This is a genomic window from Streptomyces sp. NPDC038280, from assembly GCF_055600045.1.
Genome location: NZ_JBVJYZ010000001.1, coordinates 791,476 through 817,164 on the forward strand (window position 1 = coordinate 791,476; position 25,689 = coordinate 817,164).

Annotated in this window: 26 protein-coding genes and 1 pseudogene; 15 read left to right on the top strand and 12 right to left on the bottom strand. The window is 70.5% G+C overall.

What is annotated here, in order from left to right:
* Positions 1-22: 22 nt before the first annotated feature.
* The 13 genes from ACZ7J0_RS03615 to ACZ7J0_RS03675 all read left to right on the top strand — a co-directional run bounded on the left by ACZ7J0_RS03615 (position 23) and on the right by ACZ7J0_RS03675 (position 11,523).
* Positions 23-1,309 carry a helix-turn-helix domain-containing protein gene (locus ACZ7J0_RS03615; protein WP_470883594.1) on the top strand — a complete coding sequence of 429 codons (1,287 nt, stop codon included), beginning with the start codon at positions 23-25 and terminating at the stop codon, positions 1,307-1,309.
* Between the two features lie 57 nt (positions 1,310-1,366).
* Positions 1,367-1,933 carry a GNAT family N-acetyltransferase gene (locus ACZ7J0_RS03620; RefSeq protein ID WP_470883596.1) on the top strand — a complete coding sequence of 189 codons (567 nt, stop codon included), beginning with the start codon at positions 1,367-1,369 and terminating at the stop codon, positions 1,931-1,933.
* Positions 1,934-2,065: 132 nt separating this feature from the next.
* Positions 2,066-2,149: a putative leader peptide gene (locus ACZ7J0_RS03625; protein ID WP_309486338.1), complete on the top strand. Its 84-nt coding sequence runs from the start codon at positions 2,066-2,068 to the stop codon at positions 2,147-2,149.
* 126 nt (positions 2,150-2,275) lie between these two features.
* The gene (locus tag ACZ7J0_RS03630; protein ID WP_470883598.1) at positions 2,276-3,973 is read left to right on the top strand and encodes a nitrite/sulfite reductase; all 1,698 of its coding nucleotides are present in this window, start codon (positions 2,276-2,278) and stop codon (positions 3,971-3,973) included.
* Complete coding sequence (locus ACZ7J0_RS03635) at positions 3,970-4,149, top strand: hypothetical protein (protein ID WP_470883599.1); 180 nt, start codon at positions 3,970-3,972, stop codon at positions 4,147-4,149. The genes ACZ7J0_RS03630 and ACZ7J0_RS03635 overlap by 4 nt, the downstream gene beginning before the upstream one ends.
* Positions 4,146-4,844, top strand: a complete 699-nt coding sequence (locus ACZ7J0_RS03640) for a phosphoadenylyl-sulfate reductase (RefSeq protein WP_470883601.1) — start codon at positions 4,146-4,148, stop codon at positions 4,842-4,844. The genes ACZ7J0_RS03635 and ACZ7J0_RS03640 overlap by 4 nt, the downstream gene beginning before the upstream one ends.
* Positions 4,844-5,446 (top strand): adenylyl-sulfate kinase, encoded by a 603-nt coding sequence (gene cysC / locus ACZ7J0_RS03645; protein ID WP_470883603.1) that lies wholly within the window; start codon positions 4,844-4,846, stop codon positions 5,444-5,446. The genes ACZ7J0_RS03640 and cysC overlap by 1 nt, the downstream gene beginning before the upstream one ends.
* Positions 5,443-6,378 carry a sulfate adenylyltransferase subunit CysD gene (gene cysD / locus ACZ7J0_RS03650; RefSeq protein WP_470883605.1) on the top strand — a complete coding sequence of 312 codons (936 nt, stop codon included), beginning with the start codon at positions 5,443-5,445 and terminating at the stop codon, positions 6,376-6,378. The genes cysC and cysD overlap by 4 nt, the downstream gene beginning before the upstream one ends.
* A 2-nt stretch (positions 6,379-6,380) precedes the next feature.
* Entirely contained in the window at positions 6,381-7,730 is a 1,350-nt protein-coding gene (locus ACZ7J0_RS03655; protein ID WP_470883607.1) for a sulfate adenylyltransferase subunit 1, read from the top strand.
* A gap of 200 nt (positions 7,731-7,930) precedes the next feature.
* A complete protein-coding gene (locus tag ACZ7J0_RS03660) occupies positions 7,931-9,037 on the top strand; it encodes an aliphatic sulfonate ABC transporter substrate-binding protein (RefSeq protein ID WP_470883608.1) in 1,107 nt (368 codons plus the stop codon).
* 43 nt (positions 9,038-9,080) lie between these two features.
* Positions 9,081-9,869 carry an ABC transporter ATP-binding protein gene (locus ACZ7J0_RS03665; protein ID WP_468704171.1) on the top strand — a complete coding sequence of 263 codons (789 nt, stop codon included), beginning with the start codon at positions 9,081-9,083 and terminating at the stop codon, positions 9,867-9,869.
* On the top strand, positions 9,856-10,743 hold the full coding sequence (locus ACZ7J0_RS03670) for an ABC transporter permease (RefSeq protein WP_470883610.1): 888 nt from the start codon (positions 9,856-9,858) through the stop codon (positions 10,741-10,743). The genes ACZ7J0_RS03665 and ACZ7J0_RS03670 overlap by 14 nt, the downstream gene beginning before the upstream one ends.
* Before the next feature lie 18 nt (positions 10,744-10,761).
* Positions 10,762-11,523, top strand: a complete 762-nt coding sequence (locus ACZ7J0_RS03675) for a sirohydrochlorin chelatase (RefSeq protein WP_470883612.1) — start codon at positions 10,762-10,764, stop codon at positions 11,521-11,523.
* Positions 11,524-11,533: 10 nt separating this feature from the next.
* Here the strand turns inward: ACZ7J0_RS03675 and ACZ7J0_RS03680 are convergent, their stop codons facing one another.
* Together ACZ7J0_RS03680 and ACZ7J0_RS03685 are read right to left on the bottom strand one after the other, a co-directional pair.
* Entirely contained in the window at positions 11,534-12,121 is a 588-nt protein-coding gene (locus ACZ7J0_RS03680; RefSeq protein WP_470883614.1) for a TIGR03086 family metal-binding protein, read from the bottom strand.
* Between the two features lie 95 nt (positions 12,122-12,216).
* Positions 12,217-12,837, bottom strand: a complete 621-nt coding sequence (locus ACZ7J0_RS03685; RefSeq protein WP_470883616.1) for a mycothiol-dependent nitroreductase Rv2466c family protein — start codon at positions 12,835-12,837, stop codon at positions 12,217-12,219.
* Between the two features lie 106 nt (positions 12,838-12,943).
* Between ACZ7J0_RS03685 and ACZ7J0_RS03690 the strand changes: the two genes are divergently transcribed.
* Entirely contained in the window at positions 12,944-13,846 is a 903-nt protein-coding gene (locus tag ACZ7J0_RS03690) for an aldo/keto reductase (protein WP_470883618.1), read from the top strand.
* Here the strand turns inward: ACZ7J0_RS03690 and ACZ7J0_RS03695 are convergent.
* The 6 genes and pseudogenes from ACZ7J0_RS03695 to ACZ7J0_RS03720 all read right to left on the bottom strand — a co-directional run bounded on the left by ACZ7J0_RS03695 (position 13,818) and on the right by ACZ7J0_RS03720 (position 20,194).
* Positions 13,818-14,369 (bottom strand): DUF1697 domain-containing protein, encoded by a 552-nt coding sequence (locus tag ACZ7J0_RS03695; RefSeq protein WP_470883620.1) that lies wholly within the window; start codon positions 14,367-14,369, stop codon positions 13,818-13,820. The two genes, ACZ7J0_RS03690 and ACZ7J0_RS03695, sit on opposite strands and share 29 nt — an antisense overlap.
* 76 nt (positions 14,370-14,445) lie before the next feature.
* Positions 14,446-15,660, bottom strand: a complete 1,215-nt coding sequence (locus ACZ7J0_RS03700; RefSeq protein WP_470883622.1) for a S8 family peptidase — start codon at positions 15,658-15,660, stop codon at positions 14,446-14,448.
* A 217-nt stretch (positions 15,661-15,877) separates the two neighbouring features.
* Positions 15,878-17,111 (bottom strand): annotated as a pseudogene (gene mgt / locus ACZ7J0_RS03705) (macrolide-inactivating glycosyltransferase); the annotation flags it as partial.
* 31 nt (positions 17,112-17,142) lie between these two features.
* On the bottom strand, positions 17,143-18,438 hold the full coding sequence (locus ACZ7J0_RS03710) for an ABC transporter substrate-binding protein (RefSeq protein WP_470883624.1): 1,296 nt from the start codon (positions 18,436-18,438) through the stop codon (positions 17,143-17,145).
* Positions 18,438-19,280, bottom strand: coding sequence for a carbohydrate ABC transporter permease (locus tag ACZ7J0_RS03715; RefSeq protein ID WP_470883626.1), 843 nt, complete (start codon positions 19,278-19,280; stop codon positions 18,438-18,440). Before ACZ7J0_RS03715 ends, ACZ7J0_RS03710 begins: the two co-directional genes overlap by 1 nt.
* A complete protein-coding gene (locus ACZ7J0_RS03720; RefSeq protein ID WP_470883627.1) occupies positions 19,277-20,194 on the bottom strand; it encodes a carbohydrate ABC transporter permease in 918 nt (305 codons plus the stop codon). The genes ACZ7J0_RS03715 and ACZ7J0_RS03720 overlap by 4 nt, the downstream gene beginning before the upstream one ends.
* 133 nt (positions 20,195-20,327) lie before the next feature.
* Between ACZ7J0_RS03720 and ACZ7J0_RS03725 the strand changes: the two genes are divergently transcribed.
* Positions 20,328-21,179 (top strand): phosphotransferase enzyme family protein, encoded by an 852-nt coding sequence (locus ACZ7J0_RS03725; protein ID WP_470883629.1) that lies wholly within the window; start codon positions 20,328-20,330, stop codon positions 21,177-21,179.
* 29 nt (positions 21,180-21,208) lie between these two features.
* Here the strand turns inward: ACZ7J0_RS03725 and ACZ7J0_RS03730 are convergent, their stop codons facing one another.
* The 4 genes from ACZ7J0_RS03730 to ACZ7J0_RS03745 form a co-directional block, all read right to left on the bottom strand.
* Positions 21,209-21,931: an exonuclease domain-containing protein gene (locus ACZ7J0_RS03730; RefSeq protein ID WP_470883631.1), complete on the bottom strand. Its 723-nt coding sequence runs from the start codon at positions 21,929-21,931 to the stop codon at positions 21,209-21,211.
* 99 nt (positions 21,932-22,030) lie between these two features.
* A complete protein-coding gene (locus tag ACZ7J0_RS03735; protein WP_470883633.1) occupies positions 22,031-23,281 on the bottom strand; it encodes an SAV2148 family HEPN domain-containing protein in 1,251 nt (416 codons plus the stop codon).
* 100 nt (positions 23,282-23,381) lie between these two features.
* Positions 23,382-24,701: a copper amine oxidase gene (locus ACZ7J0_RS03740; protein WP_470883635.1), complete on the bottom strand. Its 1,320-nt coding sequence runs from the start codon at positions 24,699-24,701 to the stop codon at positions 23,382-23,384.
* Between the two features lie 56 nt (positions 24,702-24,757).
* Positions 24,758-25,597, bottom strand: coding sequence for a Tat pathway signal sequence domain protein (locus ACZ7J0_RS03745; RefSeq protein WP_470883637.1), 840 nt, complete (start codon positions 25,595-25,597; stop codon positions 24,758-24,760).
* Positions 25,598-25,689 lie beyond the last annotated feature (92 nt).

Sequence of the window (25,689 nt, forward strand, 5' to 3'; positions counted from 1 at the left end):
AGCCTGTGGCTGAGGGGACCCGATGAAGAACACCGCGCTCGACATGACCCGTCTGGCCTCCATGGACGCCGCCCAGGCCACGCGGCTGCTGCACCGGGTGCGGGAGGAGACCCTGGCCGGGCGGCGTCCGCCGATCGCTCCCCGGCCGGTGATCGACGCGTCGTGGCGGCGGATGTTCCGGATCGGTCTGGATCCCGACCAGTCCACCCGCAGCGTGCTGTTGGAGCGGGACGAGCTGGAGCACCGGCGGCGGACGACCGCCCTCGGCGAGCTGATGCGGACGCTCAGCTCGGGTCTCGCCGGGATCGCCGACGCGTCCATGCAGATCATGGTCGTCACCGACGACCAGGGCCGGGTGCTGTGGCGGCAGGGCAACCACGGTGTGATCCGGCAGGCCGACGGCATCTGTCTGGAGGAGGGCGCGGCCTGGACGGAGGGAGCCACGGGCACGAACGCGGTCGGTACGGCGCTGGCCGCGCGCCGGGCGGTGCAGGTCCACTCGGCCGAGCACTTCGTGCACACCCTGCACAACTGGACGTGCGCGGCGGCCCCCGTCCACGACCCGCGTGACCAGCGGCTCCTCGGCATCGTCGATGTGAGCGGGCCGGCGTCCTCCTTCCACCCGGCGACGCTGGCCCTGGTCGCTTCGGTGGCCCAGCTGGCCGAGGCGGAGCTGCGGGACCGGCACCTGCGCTCCATCGAGCGGCTGCGCTCGGTGGCCGCGCCGATTCTCTGCCGGGTGGGCGGGCGGGCGATCGCGGTCGACACCCATGGGTGGACGGCGGCGGTGACCGGGATGCCGCCGATGGACCGGGTGCCGCTGGGCAAGTCGTTCCGCCCGGGGCGGGTGTGGCTTCCCTCGCTCGGCAACTGCGCGGTGGAGCCGCTGCCCGGCGGCTGGCTGCTGCGCGTGGAGGAGGCACGGCCGGCGGCCGGCGTGACGAGCCGTGTCGTCCTGGATCTCAGCCGCCCCCGCCGCTGGTCGGTCGAGGTGACCGGAGCGGCGGGGAGCTGGACGCAGGAGCTGAGCCCCCGCCATGCCGAACTGCTCTACGTACTGGCGACGCACCCCGAGGGGCGCAGCGCGGCGGACCTGGCGGAGGACGTCTTCGGGGACCGGACACGTACGGTGACCGTGCGCGCCGAGATGTCACGCGTGAGACGCCATCTCGCGGGTGTCCTGGCACACCGCCCGTACCGCTTCAGTGAGGAGGTCGAGGTGAAGCTGGTGACCCCGGCCGTCCGGGACGACCTGCTCCCCCACTCGACGGCGCCGGCGGTTCTCGCCTCCCGCACGGAGGCCCTCTGAAGCGGGGCCCGGGGGCCCGCTTAGGAAAACGTCCGGCCTCATGATTCGCTGAGATGTATGAGCATCGCACTGACCACCTGGTCCCTCGAACAGACCTCAGCGTCCGACCTCCGGCCGGCCGCCGCGCCGGAGGGGGATGTGAGGATCGTCCGGGCCGAGGTGCCCTCGGCGGAGTTCAGTCGCTTCCTCTATACCGCTGTCGGCGGTGACATCCGCTGGACCGACCGGCTCTCCCTCACCCATGCCGAGTGGCAGGAGATCGTCGAGCGGCCCGCGGCCGAGATCTGGGTGGCGTACGACCGGGGAACGCCGGCGGGGTACGTGGAGCTGGACCCGCAGGACGACGGGGTCGTCGAGATCGTCTACTTCGGGCTGATCCCCGCGTTCCGCGGACGGCGGATCGGCGGGCACCTCCTCTCGTACGGAGTCCAGCGCGCCTGGGACCTGGCCGACCGGTGGCCGGGGCGGGCCCCGACGAAGCGTGTGTGGCTGCACACCTGCTCACTGGACGGACCGCACGCGATGGACAACTATCTACGGCGGGGCTTCCGGCTCTTCGACACCAAGGTCGAGGAGACGGAGGAGGTCGAGGCCCCCGGCCCCTGGCCCGGCGCCCTCGGCTGAACCCGCCCACGCGGCCGACCGCACGGTCCGCCAGGAGTGACCCACGGCACACCGTCTCGCGATTCGAGACGGTGATGTCCACATTGTGGATGAAGCTGGACTGGGTCCAAAGGCCCGTGACACGCTTCCGTCATGTCTGGAACTGGAATTGCCTTGGTGAGTCGGCGGCACGTCGACCTCGGCCGCATGTCCAGCGCCATCTGTCCGGCGAGCTGAGAGAACCAGCACCGCCGACTTTCCCCGTTGCCCGACCCCTCTGCGCACTGCCGCGCCATCCCCTTGCTCTGAGCGCGAGTGTGCAGGTCAGAGCCGCCCTCCTGCAGTCCCGAAGGACAAGACGCCATGGCCGCCACCCCGGAAAAGCCCGCTCCCGCCACGCCCCGCCGCAAGGTGAGCCGTCACCGTGGTGAGGGTCAGTGGGCCGTGGGGCACTTCACCCCGCTCAACGGCAATGAGCAGTTCAAGAAGGACGACGACGGTCTCAACGTGCGGACACGTATTGAGACGATCTACTCCAAGCGTGGATTCGACTCGATCGACCCCAATGACCTCCGCGGACGGATGCGCTGGTGGGGCCTCTACACCCAGCGCAAGCAGGGGCTGGACGGCACCAAGACCGGCGTTCTGGAGCCGGAGGAGCTGGACGACGAGTACTTCATGCTCCGCGTCCGCATCGACGGCGGCCGGCTGACCACCGAGCAGCTGCGCGTCATCGGCGAGATCTCGCAGGAGTTCGCGCGCGGCACCGCCGACATCACGGACCGGCAGAACGTGCAGTACCACTGGATCCGGATCGAGGACGTTCCCGAGATCTGGAACCGGCTGGAGGCCGTCGGCCTGTCCACCACCGAGGCGTGCGGTGACACCCCGCGTGTCATCCTCGGCTCGCCGGTCGCCGGCATCGCCGAGAACGAGATCATCGACGGCACCCCCGCCATCGACGAGATCCAGCGCCGGATCGTGGGCAACAAGGACTTCTCCAACCTGCCCCGCAAGTTCAAGTCGGCCGTCTCCGGCTCGCCGCTGCTCGACGTGGCGCACGAGATCAACGACATCGCCTTCGTCGGCGTCAACCACCCGGAGCACGGCCCCGGCTTCGACGTCTGGGTCGGCGGCGGTCTCTCCACCAACCCCAAGCTGGGTGTGCGCCTGGGCGCCTGGGTCTCGCTCGACGAGGTCCCGGACGTCTACGAAGGCGTCATCTCGATCTTCCGTGACTACGGCTACCGGCGGCTGCGCACCCGCGCCCGTCTGAAGTTCCTCGTCGCCGACTGGGGCCCGGAGAAGTTCCGCCAGGTCCTGGAGGACGAGTACCTCCAGCGCAAGCTGACCGACGGCCCCGCGCCCGAGCAGCCCTCCGGGCAGTGGCGCGACCACGTCGGTGTCCACCGGCAGCAGGACGGCAACTTCTACGTCGGGTTCGCGCCGCGCGTCGGCCGGGTCGACGGAGCCACCCTGACCAAGATCGCCGACATCGCCGCCGAGCACGGCTCGGGCCGTCTGCGGACCACCGCCGAGCAGAAGATGATCGTCCTCGACGTGGCGGAGGACAAGGTCGAGTCGCTGGTCGGCGCCCTGGAGGCGCTGGACCTGCGGGTCACCCCGTCCCCGTTCCGGCGCGGCACGATGGCCTGCACCGGCATCGAGTTCTGCAAGCTCGCCATCGTCGAGACGAAGGCCCGCGGGGCCTCCCTGATCGACGAGCTCGAGCGTCGCATCCCGGACTTCGACGAGCCGATCACCATCAACATCAACGGCTGCCCCAACGCCTGCGCCCGTATCCAGGTGGCGGACATCGGTCTCAAGGGACAGCTGGTCCTGGACGACGACGGCAACCGGGTCGAGGGTTACCAGGTCCACCTGGGCGGCGCACTCGGTCTGGAGGCGGGCTTCGGGCGCAAGGTCCGCGGCCTGAAGGTCACCGCCACCGAGCTGCCCGACTACGTCGAGCGGGTCCTCACGCGCTTCCAGGAGCAGCGCGAGGACGGCGAGCGCTTCGCCACGTGGGCGGCGCGCGCCTCCGAGGAGGCCCTGTCGTGAGCGAGCGTGCCGCACCGTTCTTCTGCCCGTACTGCGGCGACGAGGACCTGCGTCCGAACGAGCAGGGCCACGGCGCGTGGGAATGCGCGGCATGCAATCGAGCCTTCCAGCTGAAGTTCCTGGGGCTCCTGGCCCCCGGACCCCAGCGCGACACCAATGGAGGGGAAGAGATATGACGGTCACTCAGGACACCGATCTGAAGGCACTCGCCGAGCAGGCCGGGCGCGACCTCGAGGACGCCACGCCGCTGGAGATCCTCCAGTGGGCGGCCGACACCTTCGGCAGGCGCTTCTGCGTCACCTCCTCCATGGAGGACGCGGTCGTCGCCCACCTCGCCTCCCGCGCCTTCCCCGGCGTGGACGTCGTGTTCCTGGACACCGGCTACCATTTCCCCGAGACGATCGGCACCCGCGACGCGGTGGACGCGGTGATGGACGTCAACGTCATCACGCTGACCCCGCGTCAGACCGTGGCCGAGCAGGACGCGGAGTACGGGCCGAAGCTGCACGACCGCGACCCCGACCTGTGCTGCGCGCTGCGCAAGGTCAAGCCGCTGGAAGAGGGCCTGACCGCGTACAGCGCGTGGGCGACCGGCCTGCGCCGTGACGAGTCCCCGACCCGGGCGAACACCCCGGTCGTCGGCTGGGACGAGAAGCGGCGGAAGGTCAAGGTCTCGCCGATCGCCCGCTGGACGCAGGACGACGTGGACGCGTACGTGGCGGAGCACGGCGTGCTCACCAACCCGCTGCTGATGGACGGCTACGCCTCCGTAGGCTGCGCGCCGTGCACCCGCCGGGTGCTGGAGGGCGAGGACGCCCGCGCCGGCCGCTGGGCCGGCCGGGCCAAGACCGAATGCGGGCTGCACGGCTGATGACGACCACTCAGACCACTCAGACCTCCCAGAATTCTCAGCCCTCCCAGACCTCTCAGGAGAACCACGTGACTGGGGCCACCATCTGGCTCACCGGTCTGCCGAGCGCCGGTAAGACCACCATCGCGTACGAGCTCGCGGGCCGGCTGCGCGACGAGGGCCACCGGGTCGAGATCCTCGACGGCGACGAGATCCGCGAGTTCCTGTCGGCGGGCCTCGGCTTCGACCGCGAGGCCCGGCACACCAACGTGCAGCGGATCGGGTTCGTCTCCGAGCTGCTCGCGTCGAACGGTGTGAAGGTCCTGGTACCGGTCATCGCGCCGTACGAGGACAGCCGCGAGGCGGTCCGCAAGCGCCACCAGTCCGAGGGCACCCCCTACGTCGAGGTGCACGTCGCCACTCCGGTGGAGGTGTGCTCCGTGCGCGATGTGAAGGGGCTGTACGCGAAGCAGGCCGCGGGCGAGATCAGCGGGCTCACGGGGGTCGACGACCCGTACGAGGAGCCCCGCAACCCCGATCTGCGGATCGAGTCCCAGAACCAGACCGTGCAGGAGTCGGCAGCCCAGCTGCGCGCACTGCTCACCGAGAGGGGTCTCGCATGACGACCGTCGCTCATGTCCACGATGAGACGGACAGCCCGTTCGCGCTGTCGCACCTGGACTCCCTGGAGTCCGAGGCGGTGCACATCTTCCGCGAGGTCGCGGGCGAGTTCGAGCGGCCGGTGATCCTCTTCTCCGGCGGCAAGGACTCCATCGTCATGCTGCACCTGGCGCTGAAGGCGTTCGCGCCGGCGCCGGTGCCGTTCACGCTGCTGCACGTCGACACGGGGCACAACTTCCCCGAGGTGCTCGAGTACCGCGACCGCGCCGTCGAGAAGTACGGGCTGCGGCTGCACGTCGCCTCCGTGCAGGAGTACATCGACGCCGGCAAGCTGCGCGAGCGCCCCGACGGCACCCGTAATCCGCTGCAGACCGTCCCGCTCACCGAGGCGATCCAGCAGCACCGCTTCGACGCGGTGTTCGGCGGCGGACGGCGTGACGAGGAGAAGGCCCGCGCCAAGGAGCGGGTGTTCTCGCTGCGTGACGAGTTCTCGCAGTGGGACCCGCGCCGCCAGCGCCCCGAGCTGTGGCAGCTCTACAACGGCCGCCACGCTCCCGGCGAGCACGTGCGGGTCTTCCCGCTGTCGAACTGGACCGAGCTGGACGTCTGGCAGTACATCGCCCGCGAGGAGATCGAGCTGCCCGGCATCTACTTCGCCCACGAGCGTGAGGTCTTCGCCCGCAACGGCATGTGGCTGACGGCCGGCGAGTGGGGCGGCCCGAAGGACACCGAGACGGTGGAGAAGCGGCTCATCCGCTACCGCACCGTCGGTGACATGTCCTGCACGGGCGCGGTGGACTCCGACGCCACCACGCTCGACGCCGTGATAGCCGAGATCGCCGCCTCCCGGCTCACCGAGCGGGGCGCGACCCGCGCCGACGACAAGATGTCCGAGGCCGCGATGGAAGACCGCAAGCGCGAAGGGTACTTCTAGCCATGACGAGTACGACCGAGCAGTTCGCCGACGTGTCGGCGACCACCCTGCTGCGCTTCGCCACCGCCGGGTCCGTCGACGACGGCAAGTCGACCCTGGTGGGCCGGCTGCTGCACGACTCCAAGTCGGTCCTCACCGACCAGCTGGAGGCCGTGGAGGCCGCCTCGCTCAAGCGCGGTCAGGAAGCCCCCGACCTGGCTCTGCTGACCGACGGTCTGCGCGCCGAGCGGGAGCAGGGCATCACCATCGATGTCGCCTACCGCTACTTCGCGACGCCGCGACGCCGGTTCATCCTGGCCGACACGCCGGGCCATGTGCAGTACACCCGCAACATGGTCACCGGCGCCTCCACCGCCGAGCTGGCCGTGGTCCTGGTCGACGCCCGCAACGGCGTCGTCGAGCAGACCCGCCGGCACGCCGCCGTGGCCGCGCTGCTGCGCGTCCCGCACGTGGTGCTGGCCGTCAACAAGATGGACCTCGTGGAGTACGCGGAGCCCGTCTTCGCGGCGATCGCCGAGGAGTTCACGACCTACGCCGCCTCGCTGGGCGTCCCGGAGATCACCGCGATCCCGATCTCGGCGCTGGCCGGCGACAACGTCGTGGAGCCGTCCGCCAACATGGACTGGTACGGCGGCCCGACGGTGCTGGAGCACCTGGAGACCGTCCCGGTCAGCCATGACCTGACGAGCTGCCACGCGCGTTTCCCGGTGCAGTACGTGATCCGCCCGCAGACCGCGGAGCACCCGGACTACCGGGGCTACGCGGGCCAGATCGCGGCCGGCGCGTTCCGGGTCGGCGAGCAGGTGTCGGTGCTGCCCTCCGGGCGGACCAGCACCATCACGGCGATCGACGCGCTGGGAGAGAGCGTCGACATCGCGTGGGCCCCGCAGTCGGTCACCATCCGGCTGGCCGACGACATCGACATCTCGCGCGGCGACCTGATCGCGCCGAGCGGTGACGCCCCGGCGACCACGCAGGACGTCGAGGCGACGGTCTGCCATGTGGCGGACCAGCCGCTCACGGTCGGCCAGCGGGTGCTGCTCAAGCACACCACCCGCACGGTCAAGGCGATCGTCAAGGAGATCCCGTCCCGGCTGACGCTGGACGACCTCTCTCAGCACCCGGCGCCCGGGCAGCTGGTCGCCAACGACATCGGCCGGGTGAAGGTCCGTACCGCCGAGCCGCTGGCACTCGACTCGTACGCCGACTCGCGCCGCACCGGCTCCTTCCTGCTGATCGACCCGGCCGACGGCACCACGCTGGCGGCGGGTATGGCCGGCGACGCCTTCGCCACGGCCGACGGCGCGGCCAAGGCCGCACACCACGCCGATGACGAGGGCTGGGACTTCTGATGAATGTCGATGCCTACGCGACGTTCGCGAAGGAGGGGGGCCGGGTCGGCAGCGGCGCCCTCGGCTCGGGCACCGGAGGTGTCGCGCGATGTGTTCGCTGACGCCCGCGCACCGCGTCAGCGGCCGCATCTCGCACCACCGGCTCCACTCGCGACACAGACGAAGACTTCGAAGACCCTGAAAGAAGGGGAACCACTCCCGTGCCTGCCACCCGTACCACCCTGCGCCGCTCCCTCGCCGCCGCGGCTGCCCTGCCTCTGCTGATCGGCGCGCTCGCCTCCTGCGGCTACGGCTCCCAGGCGAAGAACGACGAGAAGAAGGTGGCCGCCGAGGGCAAGAAGCTCTCGGCCGACACGGTCAGGCTCGGATACTTCCCGAATCTCACCCACGCGACCGCCCTGGTCGGTGACCAAGAGGGCATCTTCCAGAAGGAACTGGGCGGCACCGCCCTGAAGGTGTCGACCTTCAACGCCGGCCCGTCCGAGATCGAGGCGCTCAACGCCGACTCGATCGACATCGGCTTCATCGGCCCCTCGCCCTCGATCAACGGCTATGTGAAGTCCAAGGGCACGAACCTGCGCATCGTCGGCGGCTCCGCGTCCGGCGGTGTGAAGCTGGTCGTCAACCCGGCCAGGATCAAGACCCTGGACGACCTCAAGGGCAAGAAGATCGCCACCCCGCAGCTGGGCAACACGCAGGACGTGGCGTTCCTCAACTGGCTCTCCGAGAAGGGCTGGAAGGTCGACGCCCAGAGCGGCAAGGGCGACGTCTCCGTGGTCCGTACGGACAACAAGATCGCCCCGGACGCCTACAAGTCGGGTTCCATCGACGGCGCCTGGGTTCCCGAACCGACCGCCTCCAAGCTGGTGAGCGAGGGCGCGAAGGTCCTGCTCGACGAGTCGACGCTGTGGCCCGACAAGAAGTTCGTGATCACGAACATCATCGTCTCGCAGAAGTTCCTCGAGGAGCACCCGGACGTGGTGGAGGCCGTGCTGCGCGGCTCGGTGAAGACCAACGCCTGGATCAACGCCAACCCCGAGAAGGCGAAGGCGTCCGCGAACGCCCGGCTGAAGGCGCTCAGCGGCAAGGAGCTCGGTCCCCAGGTGATCGACCCGGCGTGGCCGTCGATCCAGTTCACCAACGACCCGCTGGCCGCGACGCTTCAGGCGCAGGCGGACCACGCGGTGAAGGCGGGCCTGCTGAAGAAGCCGGATCTGGCCGGCATCTACGACCTGGAGCCGCTCAACAAGGTCCTCAAGGCCGAGGGCGCGCCCGTGGTCTCCGACGCCGGACTCGGCGTCAAGTAATCCGCCAACCAGCCAGCCAGCCCGTTCCCAGGAGGTGACGACCATGGCCACGACGTTCGCCAAGGCCGAGGACCGTGTCGCGGTGTCCCATGCCGCGCGCATCGAGCATGTCTCGAAGTCCTTCGCCGTGCCCGGCGGGCAGCAGCTCGTCCTCGACGACATCTCGCTCGATGTCGCGCCGGGTGAGTTCGTCACCCTCCTGGGAGCTTCCGGGTGTGGCAAGTCCACGCTGCTCAACCTGGTCGCGGGACTCGACCGGCCGTCCGCGGGGTCCATCGAGACCCCCGGTGGCCGGCCCGCCCTGATGTTCCAGGAGCACGCGCTCTTCCCGTGGCTGACCGCGGGCAAGAACATCGAGCTGGCACTGCGGCTGCGTGGCGTGGCGAAGAGCGAGCGGCGCGACGAGGCCGAGCGGCTGCTCGATCTCGTTCGGCTGCGCGGCTCGTACGGCAAGCGCGTGCACGAGCTGTCCGGCGGTATGCGCCAGCGTGTGGCGCTCGCCCGGGCGCTCGCCCAGGACAGCGATCTGCTGCTGATGGACGAGCCGTTCGCGGCGCTGGACGCCATCACCCGTGACGTCCTGCACGACGAGCTGACCCGGATCTGGCGCGAGACCAAGCTGTCGGTGCTGTTCGTCACCCACAACGTGCGCGAGGCCGTGCGGCTGGCCGAGCGCGTGGTGCTGCTGTCGTCCCGGCCGGGACGGATCGCCCGGGAGTGGACGATCGACATTCCCCAGCCGCGCCGTATCGAGGACACCGCCGTGGCGGAGCTCTCCGTCGAGATCACTGAAGAACTGCGTGGGGAGATCCGCCGTCATGGCCAGCACTGAGACGAAGGTCAACAAGCCCGACGACCTCGCCGGTCTCGAAGCGGGCCTCGACGCGCTCGACGCCGTGCAGGTGCGCCACACCCCGGTGCGCGAGGTCCTGCTCAAGAAGGTCCTGCCGCCGCTGCTGGCCGTCGCGCTCGTCCTGGTGGTGTGGCAGCTGCTGGTGTGGGGGAAGGTCACCGACGACTACAAGCTGCCCTCCCCCTCCGCGGTGTGGGACAGCCTGTCCACGATGTGGCTGGAGGGCACGCTCCTCGGCGTGCTGTGGACCAGCGTCTCCCGCGCCCTGCTCGGTTTTCTGATGGCGCTCGCCATCGGTACGCCGCTCGGGCTGCTGGTCGCCCGGGTGAAGTTCGTCCGGGCGGCGATCGGCCCGATCCTCTCCGGACTGCAGGCCCTGCCGTCGGTCGCCTGGGTGGCGCCCGCGGTCCTCTGGCTGGGCCTGAACGACTCGATGATGTACACGGTGATCCTGCTGGGCGCCGTGCCGTCGATCGCCAACGGCCTGGTGGCCGGCGTCGACCAGGTTCCCCCGCTGTTCCTGCGGGCGGGCCGTACGCTCGGCGCGACCGGGCTGCGGGGCGCCTGGCACATCGTGATGCCGGCCGCTCTGCCGGGCTACCTGGCCGGTCTGAAGCAGGGCTGGGCGTTCTCCTGGCGTTCGCTGATGGCCGCCGAGATCATCGCCTCGTCCCCCGAACTCGGTCTGGGACTCGGTCAGTTGCTGGAGAACGGCCGCAACAACATCGACATGCCGGGGATCTTCCTCGCCATCATCCTGATCCTGGTCGTCGGCATCGCCATCGACCTGCTGATCTTCAGCCCGCTGGAGCGCGCGGTCCTGCGCGGCCGCGGCCTGCTGGTGAAGAGCTGAGCGGGAGCTGACCACGCCATGACCCGCCCGGTCCTTCTCGTCATCGCCCACGGCAGCCGCGACCCGCGGCACGCCGCGACCGTCCACGCGCTGGTGCGCCGGGCGCGGTCGCTGCGGCCGGGGCTGCGCGTGGAGACGGCGTTCCTGGACTTCAACCTCCCCTCGGTGACGGGCGTCCTCGAGGGCCTCGCGGCGGAGGGCGTACGGGACGTCGTGGCGCTGCCGCTGCTGCTGACCCGGGCCTTCCACGCGAAGGCCGACATCCCCGCCGTACTGCGGCAGGCCCCGCCGTCGCTGCGCATCCGCCAGGCGGAGGTGCTGAACGGACACCGAGGGCCGTCCCCGCTGCTGCTGGCGGCGGTGGAGCGGCGGCTGTACGAGGCCGGGCTCACGCCCGGTGACAAGAGCTCGACCGGGGTCGTCCTGGCCTCGGCGGGCTCCACGGACCCGGAGGCGATCGCAGTGATCGCTGAAATCGCGCGGGAGCTGCGGCACACCGGTTGGTGCGCCGTGCGGCCTGCGTTCGCCTCCGCTGTTTCCGCCGCGGGCCACCCCCGCACCGAGGACGCCGTCCGCGCGCTGCGCGACGAGGGTGTCCGGCGGGTGGCGGTCGCCCCGTACGTGATCGCCCCCGGGCGCCTGCCGGACCGCATCGTGGCGGGTGCCGAGGACGCGGATGTGCTGGCCGATGTGCTCGGCGCCGCGCCCGAGCTGGCCCGGCTGCTGCTGGACCGGTACGACGAGGCCAGAGTCGAGACGCGGGTCGCGGTCGCCGTCTAGCCCGTCCGGTTCAGACCGTGTGCGGCCGGCTCCACGGGTCGCGGCCGGCGGCCGCGAGAGCCCGTTCGAAGGCGGTCGCGTCGGGTGCCGGCTCCACCGGATCGGCGAAGCCGTCGTACTGCCGGTAGGTCTCCGCGTGCTCCTCGACGACCGAGAGCACGAACGCCCCCGTCGCGTCGGGGACCTTGAAGTCCTGGCCGGTCGAGCGGGCGAGGTCCCAGCCGTGCAGGGCCAGTTCCTTGACCAGCAGCGAGGCGATCCGGGTGGCCGGCATCGCGGTGAAGCCGAGGTCCACCTCCCCCTGCCACACGCCCGGGGTGTCCCAAGCGGCCAGGGCACGGTCGAGCTGCTCGGCGTAACGCTCCGCCCAGTCGGCGTCCTCGGTGAAGTCCCGTCCCGTGAGCTCGTCGGGGAGCTGCTTGCGCAGGGCCCGGTGTTCCAGGCCGTGGGAGGAGTACAGGACCAGGTGGTTGACGAGCTCCCGGACGGTCCAGCCGTCGCAGACGGACGGTTCCGCCAGCCGGTCGGCGCCGACGCCCCGGGCCACCCGGACGGCCTCGGCGGCACAGACGGTGAGGTGGGTGTGGATGATGTTCATGCCCCCGAGTCTCGGTCCGGGGGCGGGGCGGCGTATTGAAGAAACGCGACGCGGCCGGACGCCGGGCCGACGGGCACCGGGCGCCGGGCCGGCGGTCAGCTGAAGTCGAGGCCGCCGGTGCGGGTCCGCTTCAGTTCGAAGAGGTCCGGGTGGCCGGCCAGGACCCGGAAGCTGTCGAAGAGGCGGACCGCCTCCTCGCCACGCGGGATCGCCCGCAGGACCGGGCCGAACCAGACCGTGCCGTCGACATGGACCGTGGGCGTGCCGACGTACCCCTCGGCCGCCGGGTCCTTGCCCGCGTCGTGGCTGCGGCGCACGACCTCGTCGTACGAGGTGTCGTGCGCGGCCTTCGCCAGCTCGGCCGGGAGGCCGAGCTCGGCCAGGGACTCGGCCACGACGGCGTCGAAGTCCTTGTTCTTCCGCTCGTGGATGCGGGTGCCGTAGGCGGTGTAGAGATCGCGGAGTATGCCGTCGCCGTGCTGCTCGGCCGCGGCGGCGGCGACACGCACCGGGCCGATCGAGTTGTCGACGAGTTCGCGGTACCAGTCGGGCAGTTCATTGCCGACGTTGTGGAAGTACAGGCTCATCACATGGAAACGCAGTTCGATGTCACGCTGCCGCTCGACCTCGAGGATCCAGCGGGAGGTGATCCACGCGAAGGGGCAGGCGGGGTCGAACCAGAAGTCGACGACGGTCGTGTCCGTATCAGTGGTCATGGGGCGAGAGTAGTCAGCCTGTGGCATGTCCCAGCGGGCCAATCACGAGTTCGTCAGCTGGGCCACCGCCCCTTCGGTGGCCCATGCATTGATATACGGTCCGACCATGAACACGTATCTCCTCGGTGGTGACCTTCCCGTACGCCGACTGGGCTTCGGGACCGCCCAGTTGACCGGTCGCGGCTACTGGGGACCGCGCGGTGGGCGCGCCGACGCGATCGCCGTCCTGCGGCGGGCCGTGGAGCGCGGCGTCACCCTTCTCGACACCGCGGACAACTACGGCCCCCATCTGGCCGAGGAGCTCATCGCCGAGGCGCTGCACCCCTACCCCGCCGATCTGGTGATCGCCACCAAGGGCGGGGTCGTACGGACCAGCGACCACGCCTGGCACATCGCGGGGAGGCCCGAGCAGCTCCGGTCGATGTGCGAGGCGAGCCTGCGCCGGCTGCGTACGGAGACCATCGACCTGTATCAGCTGCACCGGCTGGATCCCGGGGTTCCGATGGACGAACAGCTGGGCGCGCTGGACGCGTTGAGGCAGGAGGGAAAGATCCGGCACATCGGTCTGGACACGCTCACCGCCGACCAGCTGACGCGGGCGCTGGATCTGACCGAGATCGCCTCGGTGCAGAACCGGTTCAACCTCCTGGACCGTACGTCGGCCGGGGTACTGGAGGTGTGCGAGGCCCACGGGCTGGCGTTTCTGCCCTGGTTCCCGCTGGCCAACGGCGCGCTGACGGGCGAGGAGGCGTCGGCCCTGGACGGGATCGCGGCGCACCACGGTGCGACCAGGGGCCAGATCGCGCTGGCGTGGCTGCTGCACCACTCCCCCGTCCTGCTGCCGACCCCGGGTACCGGTTCGCCCGCGCACCTCGACGAGAACGTGGACGCGGCCGCGATCCGGCTGGACGCGGCGGAGTGCGCCCGGCTCGACGCGCTCGCCCCGGGTGTTCCGGGCGCTTCGGGCGTTCCGACGACGGTCAGCCGCCGGTCATCTCCACGAGCTTGACGACGGTGTTCCAGTTCCGCGTGGTGGCGACGACGCCCTTGAGGAGTGAGGGGCGGGAGACGGCCACGGCGAGTTGGGAGCGGCCGAGGCCTTCGGGGGCGTAGAGGTACATCGCCCGGTCGCCGAGCCGGAACTCCTCGGGGAGGAAGGCGGTCTGGTCGAGGGAGGCGAAGCGTTCGGGGCCGACGGGCTCGGAGTAGTACGTCACGTGCAGCTGTTTCCCCTCCAGTTCGGCAGCCGGGAAGGGGCAGGCGTCGGCGACGGCCCGCAGATAGGACGCGTCGCGGACCAGGCAGTCGACGCGGAAGCCGAAGTGCTTCTCGACCGCGTCCTCGAGCATGGCGCCGAGGGCCCTGTCGTCGTCGCCGGACGCGGTGGTGAAGATGGCGTTGCCGCTCTGCAGATAGGTGCGTACGCCGGTGTGGCCGAGCGATTCCAGCAGGGAACGGAGGTCCGCCATCGGGACCTTGCGGGACCCTCCGACATTGATTCCGCGCAGCAGGGCGGCGTACGTGGTCGTCATGGTCACACCATAAGACGGTCGCCGTGCCCCGTGGGGGAGGGCACGGCGACCGCCGGTCATGGGGTGTCGGGCGGAATTACTCGACGACCTTCAGGAGCTTGTTGGCCGTCCCGCCGGTGGGGTTGGTGATCTTTCCGGCGGTGGCGCCGTCGGTCAGCGCCTTGGCGACCTGCTCCGGGGTGGCGTCCTTGTGGCCCGCCAGGTAGACCGCGGCGGCACCGACGACGTGCGGGGTCGCCATGGACGTGCCGGAGATGGTCTTGGTGGCCTCGTCGCTGTCCTTCCACGCCGAGGTGATGTCCGAGCCCGGGGCGTAGATGTCCACGACGGAGCCGAAGTTGGAGAAGCTGGACTGCTCGTCGTCCTTGGTGGAGGAGGCGACGGTGATGGCCTCGGCGACGCGGGAGGGCGAGCCCTGGCCTGCGTCGGAGGACTCGTTGCCCGCGGCGACGCCGAAGGTGACACCGGAGGCGATCGCCTTCTTGACGGCCTCGTCCAGAGCGGGGTCGGCGCCGCCGCCGAGGCTCATGTTGGCGACGGACGGGCCCTGGTGGTTCTTGGTGACCCAGTCGATGCCGGCGACGACCTGCTCGGTGGTGCCCGAGCCGTTGTCGTCGAGGACTCGGACCGCGACGATCTTCGCCTTCTTGGCGACACCGTGCGCGGTGCCCGCGATGGTCCCGGCGACATGGGTGCCGTGGCCGTTGCCGTCGCTGGCATCGTTGTCGTTGTCCACCGCGTCGAATCCGGACGACGCGCGGCCGCCGAAGTCCTTGTGGCTGACGCGCACTCCGGTGTCGATCACATAGGCGGTGACGCCCTCGCCGGCCCCGTCGGGGTAGGTGTACTTGCTGTCGCCCGCCGTGTCCGCCTGGTCGATGCGGTCGAGGCCCCAGGACGGGGGGTTGTCCTGGGTGGCGTTGATCGAGAACTTCTTGTTCTGCACGACCTTGGCGACGGCCGGGTCGGCGGCGAGGCGCTTGGCCTCGGTCTCCGAAAGACCGGTCGCGGAGAAGCCGTTGACGGCGGAGCTGTAGCTGCGGCGCAGGGTGCCGCCGTACTCCTTGGCCAGTTCGCCCTTGTCGGCCTTGGGGGCGGCCTTCTGATCGAGCAGCACGATGTAGCTGCCCTCGATGGCGGTCGCGGCGTCGGCGCCGTAGACCGTGCCCTCGGCGGGCGCGGGGGCCGCTCCGGCGTACGACGTGCCGAGCAGGGTGAGTCCCGCTGCGGCGGCCACGGCGGATATCGCCGCGGTGAGCTTCATACCGCGGGCGCGCTTGTGAGTTGCCATGAAGAGGTGACTCCTCGTCATTCAGTTGTGTGTGGGGGGTTCGGCCGCCGGAAGCAGAACCTCCGGGGGCCGCTTCAAAACCCTTGCCCATTGACGCGCGCAGATCAAGACCTTCATACAGCTGTGACTTACTCAACAAGGTTTCGTAATATGAAATCCGGCCGGGGTGCCCCAAGCCGGATTTCTCCCGCCAACACCCCCCAACACCCCTTACGGCTCAGCCTTTCCCGACATGCCTCAGCTCGGCCTCGATCAGGTCGGCGGCCCGCCCAGTGCCGCCCTCCCGCGCCATCCCGGTGCGGATCTCCGCCATCCTGCGCGCGACCTCCGGGTCGTCCACCAGAGCGAGCACCGCCTCGCGCAGGGTCCGCGCGGTGGCCTCCTCCATCGGGATGTGCCGGGCCACGCCGAGCGACTGGAGCATGTCCGCGTTGCCGAACTGGTCGACGGCCTGCGGGACCGCGACCATCGGCGTGCCGGTGGCCAGCCCCTCCTGGCTCCCGCCCGCGCCCGCGTGGGTGATGAAGGCGTCGGCCTGCTTGAGGATGGCCAACTGCGGCACCCAGTCGCGCACTTCCACGTTCGCCGGGAGCTCTCCAAGGCCGGCGGGGTCGACGAACTTCCCGACTTGGAGCACCATGTGCCATCCAGGCAGGTCGCCGAAGGCCTCGACACACGCGCGGTAGAAGTCCGGCTGCTTGGTGAAGGCCGATCCCAGCGACACCAGAAGCACCTTCTCGGCGCCGGCCGGCCGTTTCCACTCGCCCTGGTCGGCACGCTCGCCCTGACAGGCGCCGACGAAGGTGTATACGGACTCGTCCACCCGGTCGGCGTGCGGCTGGAGCGCCCTGGGGATGAGGACGACGGCCCGCCGGGGGCGTGCGATGAGGCGGTCGGGGTGGGTGTCGACGCCGTTCTCGGCGAGCCACGCCTCGAATCGCGCGTAGTACGCCCTGCCGCGGTCCGACGCCTTGAGTTCGGCGAACATCGGCTCGGCGACCTCCTCCTCATACCCCTCCCAGGGAACGAGGTTGGGCCAGAGGGAGACGGCGGGCACTCCCCACCGGTGGGCGAGCACGGGCGCCGGATAGGCGGTGATGTCATGGATGACGAGGTCGGGCTCGTCCCCCGCGAATGCCTCGGCGAGCTGGGGCAGCACGTGTACGGCGTCGTTCAGAAACGGCTCGATGTTGTCGATCAGCTCGGTCCCCCACGCCTCGGGGTCGTCGTCCGTGGGGAGGGTGGAGGTGTAGATCACCGGCTCGGCGCCGGTGGCGGCGACCTTCTCGGCGAAGGACGCGGGGATCGCGTAACTCACGCGATGCCCCCGGGCGACGAGCTCCCGGACGACTTCGAGGCTCGGATTCACGTGCCCGTGGGCGGCGATGGAGAACATGACGACATGGGCGGGGGCATGAGTGGTCATGCGCTCCACCATAAACAAGACGAGACGGACCGTCTAGTTAATTTGGGTCGGCGCGCTCATCCGCGCTGGTAGCGCGCCAGCACCAGATTGCCGTCCTCGACCAGCCGTTTCCTCAGCTCTCCGAGACCGATCGCCCCGCTGTAGTACTCCTGGAACGCCGGCGTCGCCACCTTGTCCTTCCACTCCGGGTAGCCGCGCACCGCCTGCGCGGGCGCGGAGCGCAGGCTCCTGGCGAGCGCCGCACCGGCCTCCCAGCCGTCCTTCGGCGTGTGCAGAGCGGGGTCCCCCAGCGCGGCGGCTCCAGTCGGCAGCATCCAGTCGCCCTGCGCGAGGCGCACCATGTTGCGCGGCTGGAGGAGGAAGTCGACGAACCGCGCGGCCTCCTTCTTGTACGGGCTGTCCTCGGCGATCGACAGCGTCTGCGGGCTGACGCCCTGGGCGAGCCCGTCCTGCCCGGCGGGCGCGGGCAGCACCATCCACTCGAACCCCTCGGGCGCCTGCTGGGTGATCTGCTGCCGGTATGAGAAGCCGAGCGGGACCATCGCGTACTTGCCGCCGAAGAAGCCGGGCAGGGTGTCCGAGCCGCCACTGCCGAGGGTGGAGGGGGACGCGCTGCGGTCGGTGGCGACCTGGGCGTGGATCGTGCCGGGAACGGTCGCGTCGGCCTCGGTGAACCGGATGGTCACCTTGCCGTCCTCCCCCTGGTGGAAGAGGTGGCCGCCGGCCGAGAGCCCGAGGTTCAGGCTCACCGACACGGGCTCCTTCAGCGGCCAGGCGACGGCGTACTTCCCCTTCCCCATCGTGGCCGTCAGCTGCTTGGTGACCCCGCGGAACTCCTCCCAGCTCCAGGGCTTGTCGGGGGTGGGAACGCGGACGCCGGAGGCGGTGAGGATCTTCTTGTTGGCCATGATGACGCGCGGCTCCTGGAGGAACGGCACGCCGTACACGCCCTCGCCGAAGGTCGTGGTCCGCCAGCTCTGGGCCGGGATGTCCGCCTTCAGTCGCGCCGGGAGCAGGTCGCGCAGGTCGGCGAGGTAGCCGCCGTACGCGAAGTCGGCGAGGTCGTCGGAGGCGTCGTGGATGATGTCGGGCGCCTCGCCACCCTCGAAGGAGGTCAGCAGCTGGTCATGAACGCTGTCCCAGCTGCCCTGGACGTAATCGACCCGGATGTCGGGGTGGGCGTCGTTCCACTCCTTCACCAGCTCCTTGTTGGCCTCGACCGATTCCTTCTGCCAGGCCAGTGACTGGAAGCGAAGGGTGATCCTGCCGTCGGTGCGCGCGTCGTCGCCGGCGCATCCGGTGACCATCAGGGCCAGTGCGGCGATCACGGCCGCCAGGGCGCGTGCGCGCATCAGCTCTTCACCGCCCCGGTGAGCATGCCGCCCGTGATCCGCTTCTGGATGATCGCGAAGACGACGAGGGAGGGGAGCGTCGCGAGGAAGGCGGCCGCCGCGAGGGGGCCGAGGTCGGCCACGCCCTCCGCGCCGAGGAAGTGAGTGAGGACGACCGGCAAGGTCTGCTTCTCCGGGGTCTTGAGCAGGACGAGCGCGAAGAAGAACTCGTTCCATGCGGTGATGAAGGCGAAGAGCGCCGTCGCGACGATGCCGGGGGCCAGCAGCGGCGCGGTGACGGAGACGAGCGTCCGGAGTCTGCCCGCGCCGTCGACGGCCGCGGCCTCCTCCAACTCGGCCGGTACGGCACGTACATAGCCGACGAGCATCCAGAGCGCGAACGGCAGCGACCAGACGACGTACACCATGACCAGGCCGAGAACGCTGTTGATCAGATGCAGGTTCTTCAGGATCAGGAAGAGCGGAATGATCACCAGGACGAAGGGGAACGCCTGGCTGACCACGACCCAGCCGGTGGCGGCGGCGGTGAGCCTGCCGCGGTGGCGGGCCATCGCATAGGCCATGGGTGTCGCGATGACGACGGCGATCAGCGCGGCGCCGAGGGCCGCGATCAGGCTGTTGGCGGCAGCCTGGAGCAGTGGTTGCTCGTCGAAGGCCTGCCGGAAGTTGGCGAGCGTCGGGTCCGTGGGGATCCAGGTCGGGTGGAGCGAGCCGAGCTCTCGCGCCGGCTTGAAGGCGGTGGAAACCAGCCAGAGGAACGGGAAGGCGAGGAAGACCAGATAGCCGAGCAGCGCCAGATACTGCCCCGCCCGCGCGGGCCCTCTGGTGCGAAGAGCGCTCACCGGTCCTCGCCTCCCTTCAGCCGGCCCACCAGATGGAGGGCGAGGAGTACGGAGATGACGGCGACCATCACACAGCCCATCGCGGCGGCGTAGCCGAACTGGCCGTAGCGGAAGGCCTCTTCATAGGCGAAGAGCATCGGCAGCCGGGTGCGTCCGCCCGGGCCGCCGTTGGTCAGAACGTAGACCAGCGCGAACGCGTTGAAATTCCAGATGAGGTTGAGCGCGGTGACCGCGAGGGCGACGGGCCTGAGAGCCGGCCAGGTGACCGCGCGGAACCGGCGCCAGGCGCCCGCGCCGTCCAGGGCGGCCGCCTCGTGGAGTTCATGGGGCGTGTTCTGGAGACCCGCCAGAAGAGCGACGGTGGTCTGCGGCATTCCGGCCCAGACACCGACGACGATCACGGCGGGCAGCGCGGTGGCCAGGCCGGTGAGCCAGTCGCGGCCGTCACCGAGGCCGAGGTCGCGGATCGTTTCGTTGAGGATGCCCGCGTCGGGGTTGTAGACGAGGCGCCACATGATGCCGACGACGACCTCGGGCATCGCCCAGGGGATGATCGCCAGCGCCCTGGCCAGCCAGCGGAAACGAAGGTTCTGGTTGAGCAGCAGGGCGAGGCCGAGGGCGAGCAGGAACTGCGGGACGGTGACCCCGACCGCCCAGAGCAGGCCGATCCGGAAGGAGTCCCAGAAGAGCGTGTCGTGCAGCAGGTCCTGGAAATTGAGGGCGCCGATCCACTGGGTGGGCTGGGTACGGCCGGACTGGGCGTCGGTGAGGGCGAGGGCGATGCCGTAGAGCAGCGGGCCGACGCTGAGGATCAGGATCGGGATCAGCGCGGGCAGCACCAGGAACCAGGCGCTGTGGTCCGGTCGTTTGCCGGCGGCTTCGCCGGACCGCGTCGTTGCGGTCGCCACTTTCACAGATTGACCCCTTATGTGCCCTTTGTGAAGTTGAACCGGCCTCCGTCATGGTCCTGACGGGTCGTCGGTTCGTCAAGGCCACCTGCAGGGATGCGAGACTTTGGCGGATTCGCACGACCAGTTGGGAGATCGGATGGACGAGGCCCGGGCCCGGGAGATCCTGGCCGCCGCGCAGCTGCCCCACGACGCTGCCCTGCTGGCCCTGGGCGAGAACGCCGTCTTCGCCACCGGCGGCCTGGTGGTGAAGGTGGGCCGCGACGCCGAGTTGCTGGAGCGCGCCGAGCGGGAGCTGGCCATCGCCGCCTGGCTCGCGGACGCGGACGTCCCCGCCGTACGGGCCGCGGAGCACCGGCCCCGGCTGGTGGACGGCCATCCGGTCACCCTCTGGCACCGCCTGCCCGACGCCGTCCGTCCGACCGAACCCAGGGATCTCGCCCCGCTGCTGCGCCGGGTCCACGCCCTGCCCGCGCCGTCGTTCGCCCTCCCCCGGCGCGAGCTGCTCGCCGGCGTGGAGCGGTGGCTGCGACTCGCGGGGGACGCGATCGACCCGGCCGACGCGGAGTATCTGCGCGAGCGCCGGGACGCCTTCGGCCCCACGGCGGCCGCGCTCGTCCCGCGTCTGACGCCGGGACCGATCCACGGCGACGCGCTGCCGCGCAATGTCCATGTCGGCCCCGACGGCCCGGTCCTGGTGGACCTGGAGACCTTCTCCGTGGATCTGCGTGAACACGACCTGGTGGTCCTCGCCCTCGCCCGGGACCGCTACGGCCTCGACCCGGCGGCCTACGAGGCGTTCACCGCCGCGTACGGCTGGGACGTCCGGGAATGGGACGGCTGCGCCGTACTGCGCGGCGCCCGGGAGACCGCGAGCTGTGCGTGGGTGGCCCAGCACGCGCCGTCCAACCCCGAGGCGCTGTCCGAATTCCGCCGCCGGGTGGCCTCACTGCGCGACGGCGACCCCGAGGTCCGCTGGTACCCGTTCTGACACGTCGCCGCCACCTGCGGGGGACCGTGTCACCGCACGGCCGGGGTCAACTCCCGCAGGGGCCAGGACGGGTCGATGACCGCGTCCGCGGTGCCCTTCTGGCGAAGGAAGCGCTGGAAGTCCTCGGCCCACTGCCGGTACCAGCGGATCTGGCGGTCATGCAGCTCCGCGGGCGACAGCTCCGCGACCTCCGCGTGCCGCTCGGCTATGGCGCGCGCCACCCGGACCGCGGCCAGCGCGTCCGCAGCCGCGTCATGGGCCCCCTCCAGCACTACTCCGTACTCGACGCAGACCGCCTCGAGGGTCCGCTTCCCGCGGCGGTAGCGGTCGACGGCGCGGTCGATGGTGTACGGGTCGATGACCGGTCCGATCCCGGCGCCGCCCAGGCGCGCGTCGAGTGACGGCAGTCCGTGCCGGTGCAGTTCGGCGGAGAGCAGCGTCAGATCGAAGGCCGCGTTGTACGCCACGACCGGGACGCCCTGCGACCAGTAACCGGTCAGGGTCTCGGCGATCTCGTCGGCCACCTCGCGCACCGGCCGGCCCTCCGCCGCCGCCCGCTCGTTGCTGATGCCGTGGATGGCCGATGCCTGGGCCGGGATGCGTATCCCCGGGTCGGCGAGCCAGTCGCGCTGCCGCACGGGCAGACCCTCCCGCACGCCGATCACCGAGGCCGTCACGATCCGCGCCTCCAGCGGATCCGTACCGGTCGTCTCCAGGTCGAAGCCGACCAGTGGTTCCCCATGCCATGCCATCGGGTCCTCCTTACGTGGTGCTCCCCCGTGGTGCTGACACCCTCCCACGCACCACTGACAACGCGGACACTGCCCGAGATTCCGGGCGCCGAGCGGGATTCAGGACACCGGCCGGGAGTCCAGCCACACCGACTCGAACTCCTCGCGGTACGTCTCGAAAAGGCCGTGCTCGCCGTCCCGACCGGAATTCCCGGACCTGACCACTGTCCGGCCCCCGCCGCGAAGCACCAGCACCGGCGCTTCCATCCCCCGGGCCCGGCGCAGGTAAGACTGGACGACTGCGAGCCCGTCGGGGCCGTCGCCGTCGACGAGATAGGCGGTGAAGCGCGGCGTCTCGTCGAAGACATGGATCTGGAAGGCGCCCGGGTCGCGGAGCTTGGAGCGGACCCGGCGCATATGGAGGATGTTCATCTCCACGGACCTGCTCAGCTCGCCCTTCCTCAGGCCGAGTTCACGCTCGCGCCGCTTGACGGCGCTGCTCGCGGGGTTGAGGAAGAGGAGGCGTATCCGGCAGCCGGACTCGGCCAGTCGCACCAGGCGCCGGCCGGAGAAGTTCTGTACGAGGAGGTTCAGGCCTATGCCGGTGGCGTCCAGCCGCCGGGCGCCGCCGAACAGGTCCTCGGCGGGCAGCTGCCGCTGGAGCCGCACCCGGTCGGAGTGGACGGAGACCACGTCCGCGTACCGGTCACCGACGAGCTCCTCGACCGCGTCAACGGGCAGCCGGTCGGCGGACCGCACGCCCGCCCCGCTGCCGAGGATCTCCAGGAGTCGCGCCGAGGCGCGCTCGGACTGGGCGAGCACGGTCAGCGAGAGAGCCCGGTTGCGGGAGACCACATTGCGGGTGACCTCCAGTTCGTCCAGGGCCAGTTCGACCTCGCGCCGGTCGTCGAAGTACGGCTCGAAACACGGCCAGTGCTGCACCATCAGCTCCCGCAGCTGCGGGAGCGTCAGGAAGCTGAGCACATTGTCGTCGGCCGGATCGAGGAGATAGCCCTTGCGGCGCGAGACCTCCCGTACGGCGACGGCCCGCTGCACCCACTCCTGTCCTGCCGGGCCCGCGGCGGCCACCACCCACTCCTCGCCGTGCACCGGTTCGTACACGGGACGCAGGACGGCGGCCACCACGGCGCGCAACCGCTGCTCGACGAGATTCAGCCAAATGTAGGCGCGGCCGGCCCGCTGTGCGCGCGTGCGCACCTCGCTCCAGGCGTCCGCGCCCCAGTCGAGCTCCGCCCCGATCTCCATCGGCCGTGCGATGGAGACCGCTCCTGGCGGGACCTCTGCGGGGTCAGTGGAGTCCCCCTCGTGACCAGCGTCACCTGGAGGAAGCTCCAGCCCTCCCGAGCTCACCCGCGCACCGCCTTCTGCTCCTGGACGCTCGTCTGTCAACGATCAAGGAAGGGTACTCCGGGAGCGGAGGGCGGTGCAGCCGGATGCGCAGGCTCCTTACTCAACGACCCTGATTCCACTGGCCGTTCTGGTTGGCGAGATCCGGCGGAGTGAGCGGATTCATAGCGGTCACGTCCCTGGGGGCGAGCTGGAAGCCCTGCCAGTGCACCGGCATGGGCTGCTGGTCCTCGTCCCGGGCGATGTGGTGGAACCCGATGTTGACCCAGGCGATCGGGTTGGTCAATGTCTCCCCATTGACCCATTTGTCCACGCTGCCGGGTGCGTTGGGGCCGCAGTCGCGGATGTTGTTGCTGGCGAACTGCTCGCAGGCGCGCTGCTGGGTGAAGTACACGTCGTGCTGGGTGAAGCCGCGGCCCTCGTGACGGGCGGAGGGGCCGGGCACGATCTCGTAGCTGCGGGCGTGGCCGTCCTTGTTCCTGCCGTTCTGGCTCACCACGCGCCACCAGCGCATGGTCTTCGCGTCCCCGGCGAGTTCCCTGGTCACCTGGGTACGGGTCGTCTTCACGGTGGGGCCGCCGTTGCCGCGCGGCGGGGTGACCTTGGAGTCGAACTGCTCGATCCGGTCCTTGGGGGAGCCGTCGAGACCGAAGTTCAGCCGCCAGAAGACGTTGTGTGCGTGGCTGGTGGCGTAGTCGCGGGCGCCGTGACCGAGGGGCCAGCCGCGGCCGTCGGTGGCGTTGTAGTCGTTGGGCGCGAGGCTCCCGGTGGCGCCGACATTGGCGGCGATCATTCCGTCGGAGGAGAACCGCCACTCGGTGATGTACTCGTACCAGGCGACCTTGTTGACGGTGTAGACGAGCAGGTCCTTGCCCTGGGACTGCCAAACCCTGCTGCCCTCGTCGTTGGCCATCCGATAGGCGTGGCCCCGGGCCCGCGTCGTGGCGCAGACGCCGTTGACCTTCCCCCGCTCGGGGACGCGGACCGGCTTGATGGTTCCCCCGGGGCATTCGGTGGGCTTGAGGTTCTGCAGGCCCCAGCCGAACCCGGCGCCGGTGAGGTCGTCGTACTCGGCGTTGCCGTCGTCGTACGGCACATGTATCTGGGCCAGCTTGGCGCTGGTGAGCACGCGGATGGGCGCGGAGGCGCTCTTCGGCTGGTAGCTGACCTTCTCCAGGACCAGCCCGGAGTCGGTGTCGTAGCGCCAGCACATGCGCCAGGTGGTGCCGCCGTCGAGTGTCTGCTCGACGCGGTAGGCGGCGCTGCAGTCGGGACGCGCCGGGGCGGGGCCGGCGACCGGGTCGGCGGCCGCCGGGGACACGGGCCCGGCCGCGGCCGTGGCGGTGGCGAGGAGCGCGGCGGCGGCCAGGACGGCGCCCCGCCGCCGGACCCGCGCGGCTCTCGTGAGCTGCGTGGAGTGCATGGAAACGAACTCCCTCGTACGGAACTGCGGAAAGTGGGATGAAGGGGCGCGGCCGGTCAGCCGACGCGGGTGACGGTCCGGGCGCTCAGATCGACGATCAGGTTCCTGGTGTCGATCCAGGAACCGTTGAGCACCTTGGTGACCAGCCGGACGCAGCGGTGTTCACCGCACTTCTCCAGCGCCGCCGGCACGCGCGCCTCGCGGTAGGTGCGGTAGACGTCGCCGTTGAACCAGAGCTGATCGGGTGAGGTGAGGGTCCTGCCGGTGGCGTCCCGGTAGTCCTCCTTCAGACCCGCGCCGAGCGGGCTCTTCAGGATCAGCTCCACGGCCTCGCGCAGTTCACGCGGGTGCGGCGAGGGCTGTACGCCGCGCTGGGCGCCGGTCGCCTCGGCCTTCCCGGTGTCGAGGTTGACGGTCGTGGTCATCAACCGGTCGGTGCCGTAGTCGTAGAACCGCACCTCGGCACGGCGCGGCGCGCCGGTCTCGGGCTCGCCCGGCAGTGGTTCGGCGAGATTGGTGGCCAGATGCTGGGGGCCGCGGGCGCCCTCGACATTCCGGGCGGCTGTCCGGGTGGGTGGCGTCAGCGCCAGCTGTTCGGCCCGTTTCAGTTCGTCGTCGGTGAGCGGATCGCGGCCCACCCCGCGCTCCCCCTCGTCCGGCGCGTCGGCCACGACACCCGGTTCGGGTGCCCCAGCGCCCTCGCCCCCGGCGCCGTCCCGGCCCACCCCGCCGGTGTCGCGGGCGGCCCCCGCCGCCCCCGCGGACCGGCCGCCCGGTGTGTCGTCCGCCCCCGCCGTGCCCGGAAGTGTGATGCCGACCATCACGGCGGTCGCCGTGACCGCCATGGCCGCGCCCGCCACCACTTTCCCCAGGTGACGGCGCACTAGCTTGCGCACATTTCCCCCCTATTGCCTGTGGTCACCCGGTAGGACGGGCCGAAGTCCTAGGAGGTTGCCCCACTTTCGGGCAGGATCTGGCCGAAGTAGCC

Bases quoted from the DNA above. Each gene is read 5' to 3' on its own strand.
- ACZ7J0_RS03615 (WP_470883594.1), top strand. From the start codon at position 23: ATGAAGAACACCGCGCTCGACATGACCCGTCTGGCCTCCATGGACGCC.
- ACZ7J0_RS03620 (WP_470883596.1), top strand. From the start codon at position 1,367: ATGAGCATCGCACTGACCACCTGGTCCCTCGAACAGACCTCAGCGTCC.
- ACZ7J0_RS03625 (WP_309486338.1), top strand. From the start codon at position 2,066: ATGTCTGGAACTGGAATTGCCTTGGTGAGTCGGCGGCACGTCGACCTC.
- ACZ7J0_RS03630 (WP_470883598.1), top strand. From the start codon at position 2,276: ATGGCCGCCACCCCGGAAAAGCCCGCTCCCGCCACGCCCCGCCGCAAG.
- ACZ7J0_RS03640 (WP_470883601.1), top strand. From the start codon at position 4,146: ATGACGGTCACTCAGGACACCGATCTGAAGGCACTCGCCGAGCAGGCC.
- cysC (WP_470883603.1), top strand. From the start codon at position 4,844: ATGACGACCACTCAGACCACTCAGACCTCCCAGAATTCTCAGCCCTCC.
- cysD (WP_470883605.1), top strand. From the start codon at position 5,443: ATGACGACCGTCGCTCATGTCCACGATGAGACGGACAGCCCGTTCGCG.
- ACZ7J0_RS03655 (WP_470883607.1), top strand. From the start codon at position 6,381: ATGACGAGTACGACCGAGCAGTTCGCCGACGTGTCGGCGACCACCCTG.
- ACZ7J0_RS03665 (WP_468704171.1), top strand. From the start codon at position 9,081: ATGGCCACGACGTTCGCCAAGGCCGAGGACCGTGTCGCGGTGTCCCAT.
- ACZ7J0_RS03670 (WP_470883610.1), top strand. From the start codon at position 9,856: ATGGCCAGCACTGAGACGAAGGTCAACAAGCCCGACGACCTCGCCGGT.
- ACZ7J0_RS03675 (WP_470883612.1), top strand. From the start codon at position 10,762: ATGACCCGCCCGGTCCTTCTCGTCATCGCCCACGGCAGCCGCGACCCG.
- ACZ7J0_RS03680 (WP_470883614.1), bottom strand. From the start codon at position 12,121: ATGAACATCATCCACACCCACCTCACCGTCTGTGCCGCCGAGGCCGTC.
- ACZ7J0_RS03685 (WP_470883616.1), bottom strand. From the start codon at position 12,837: ATGACCACTGATACGGACACGACCGTCGTCGACTTCTGGTTCGACCCC.
- ACZ7J0_RS03690 (WP_470883618.1), top strand. From the start codon at position 12,944: ATGAACACGTATCTCCTCGGTGGTGACCTTCCCGTACGCCGACTGGGC.
- ACZ7J0_RS03695 (WP_470883620.1), bottom strand. From the start codon at position 14,369: ATGACGACCACGTACGCCGCCCTGCTGCGCGGAATCAATGTCGGAGGG.
- ACZ7J0_RS03700 (WP_470883622.1), bottom strand. From the start codon at position 15,660: ATGGCAACTCACAAGCGCGCCCGCGGTATGAAGCTCACCGCGGCGATA.
- ACZ7J0_RS03710 (WP_470883624.1), bottom strand. From the start codon at position 18,438: ATGCGCGCACGCGCCCTGGCGGCCGTGATCGCCGCACTGGCCCTGATG.
- ACZ7J0_RS03725 (WP_470883629.1), top strand. From the start codon at position 20,328: ATGGACGAGGCCCGGGCCCGGGAGATCCTGGCCGCCGCGCAGCTGCCC.
- ACZ7J0_RS03730 (WP_470883631.1), bottom strand. From the start codon at position 21,931: ATGGCATGGCATGGGGAACCACTGGTCGGCTTCGACCTGGAGACGACC.
- ACZ7J0_RS03740 (WP_470883635.1), bottom strand. From the start codon at position 24,701: ATGCACTCCACGCAGCTCACGAGAGCCGCGCGGGTCCGGCGGCGGGGC.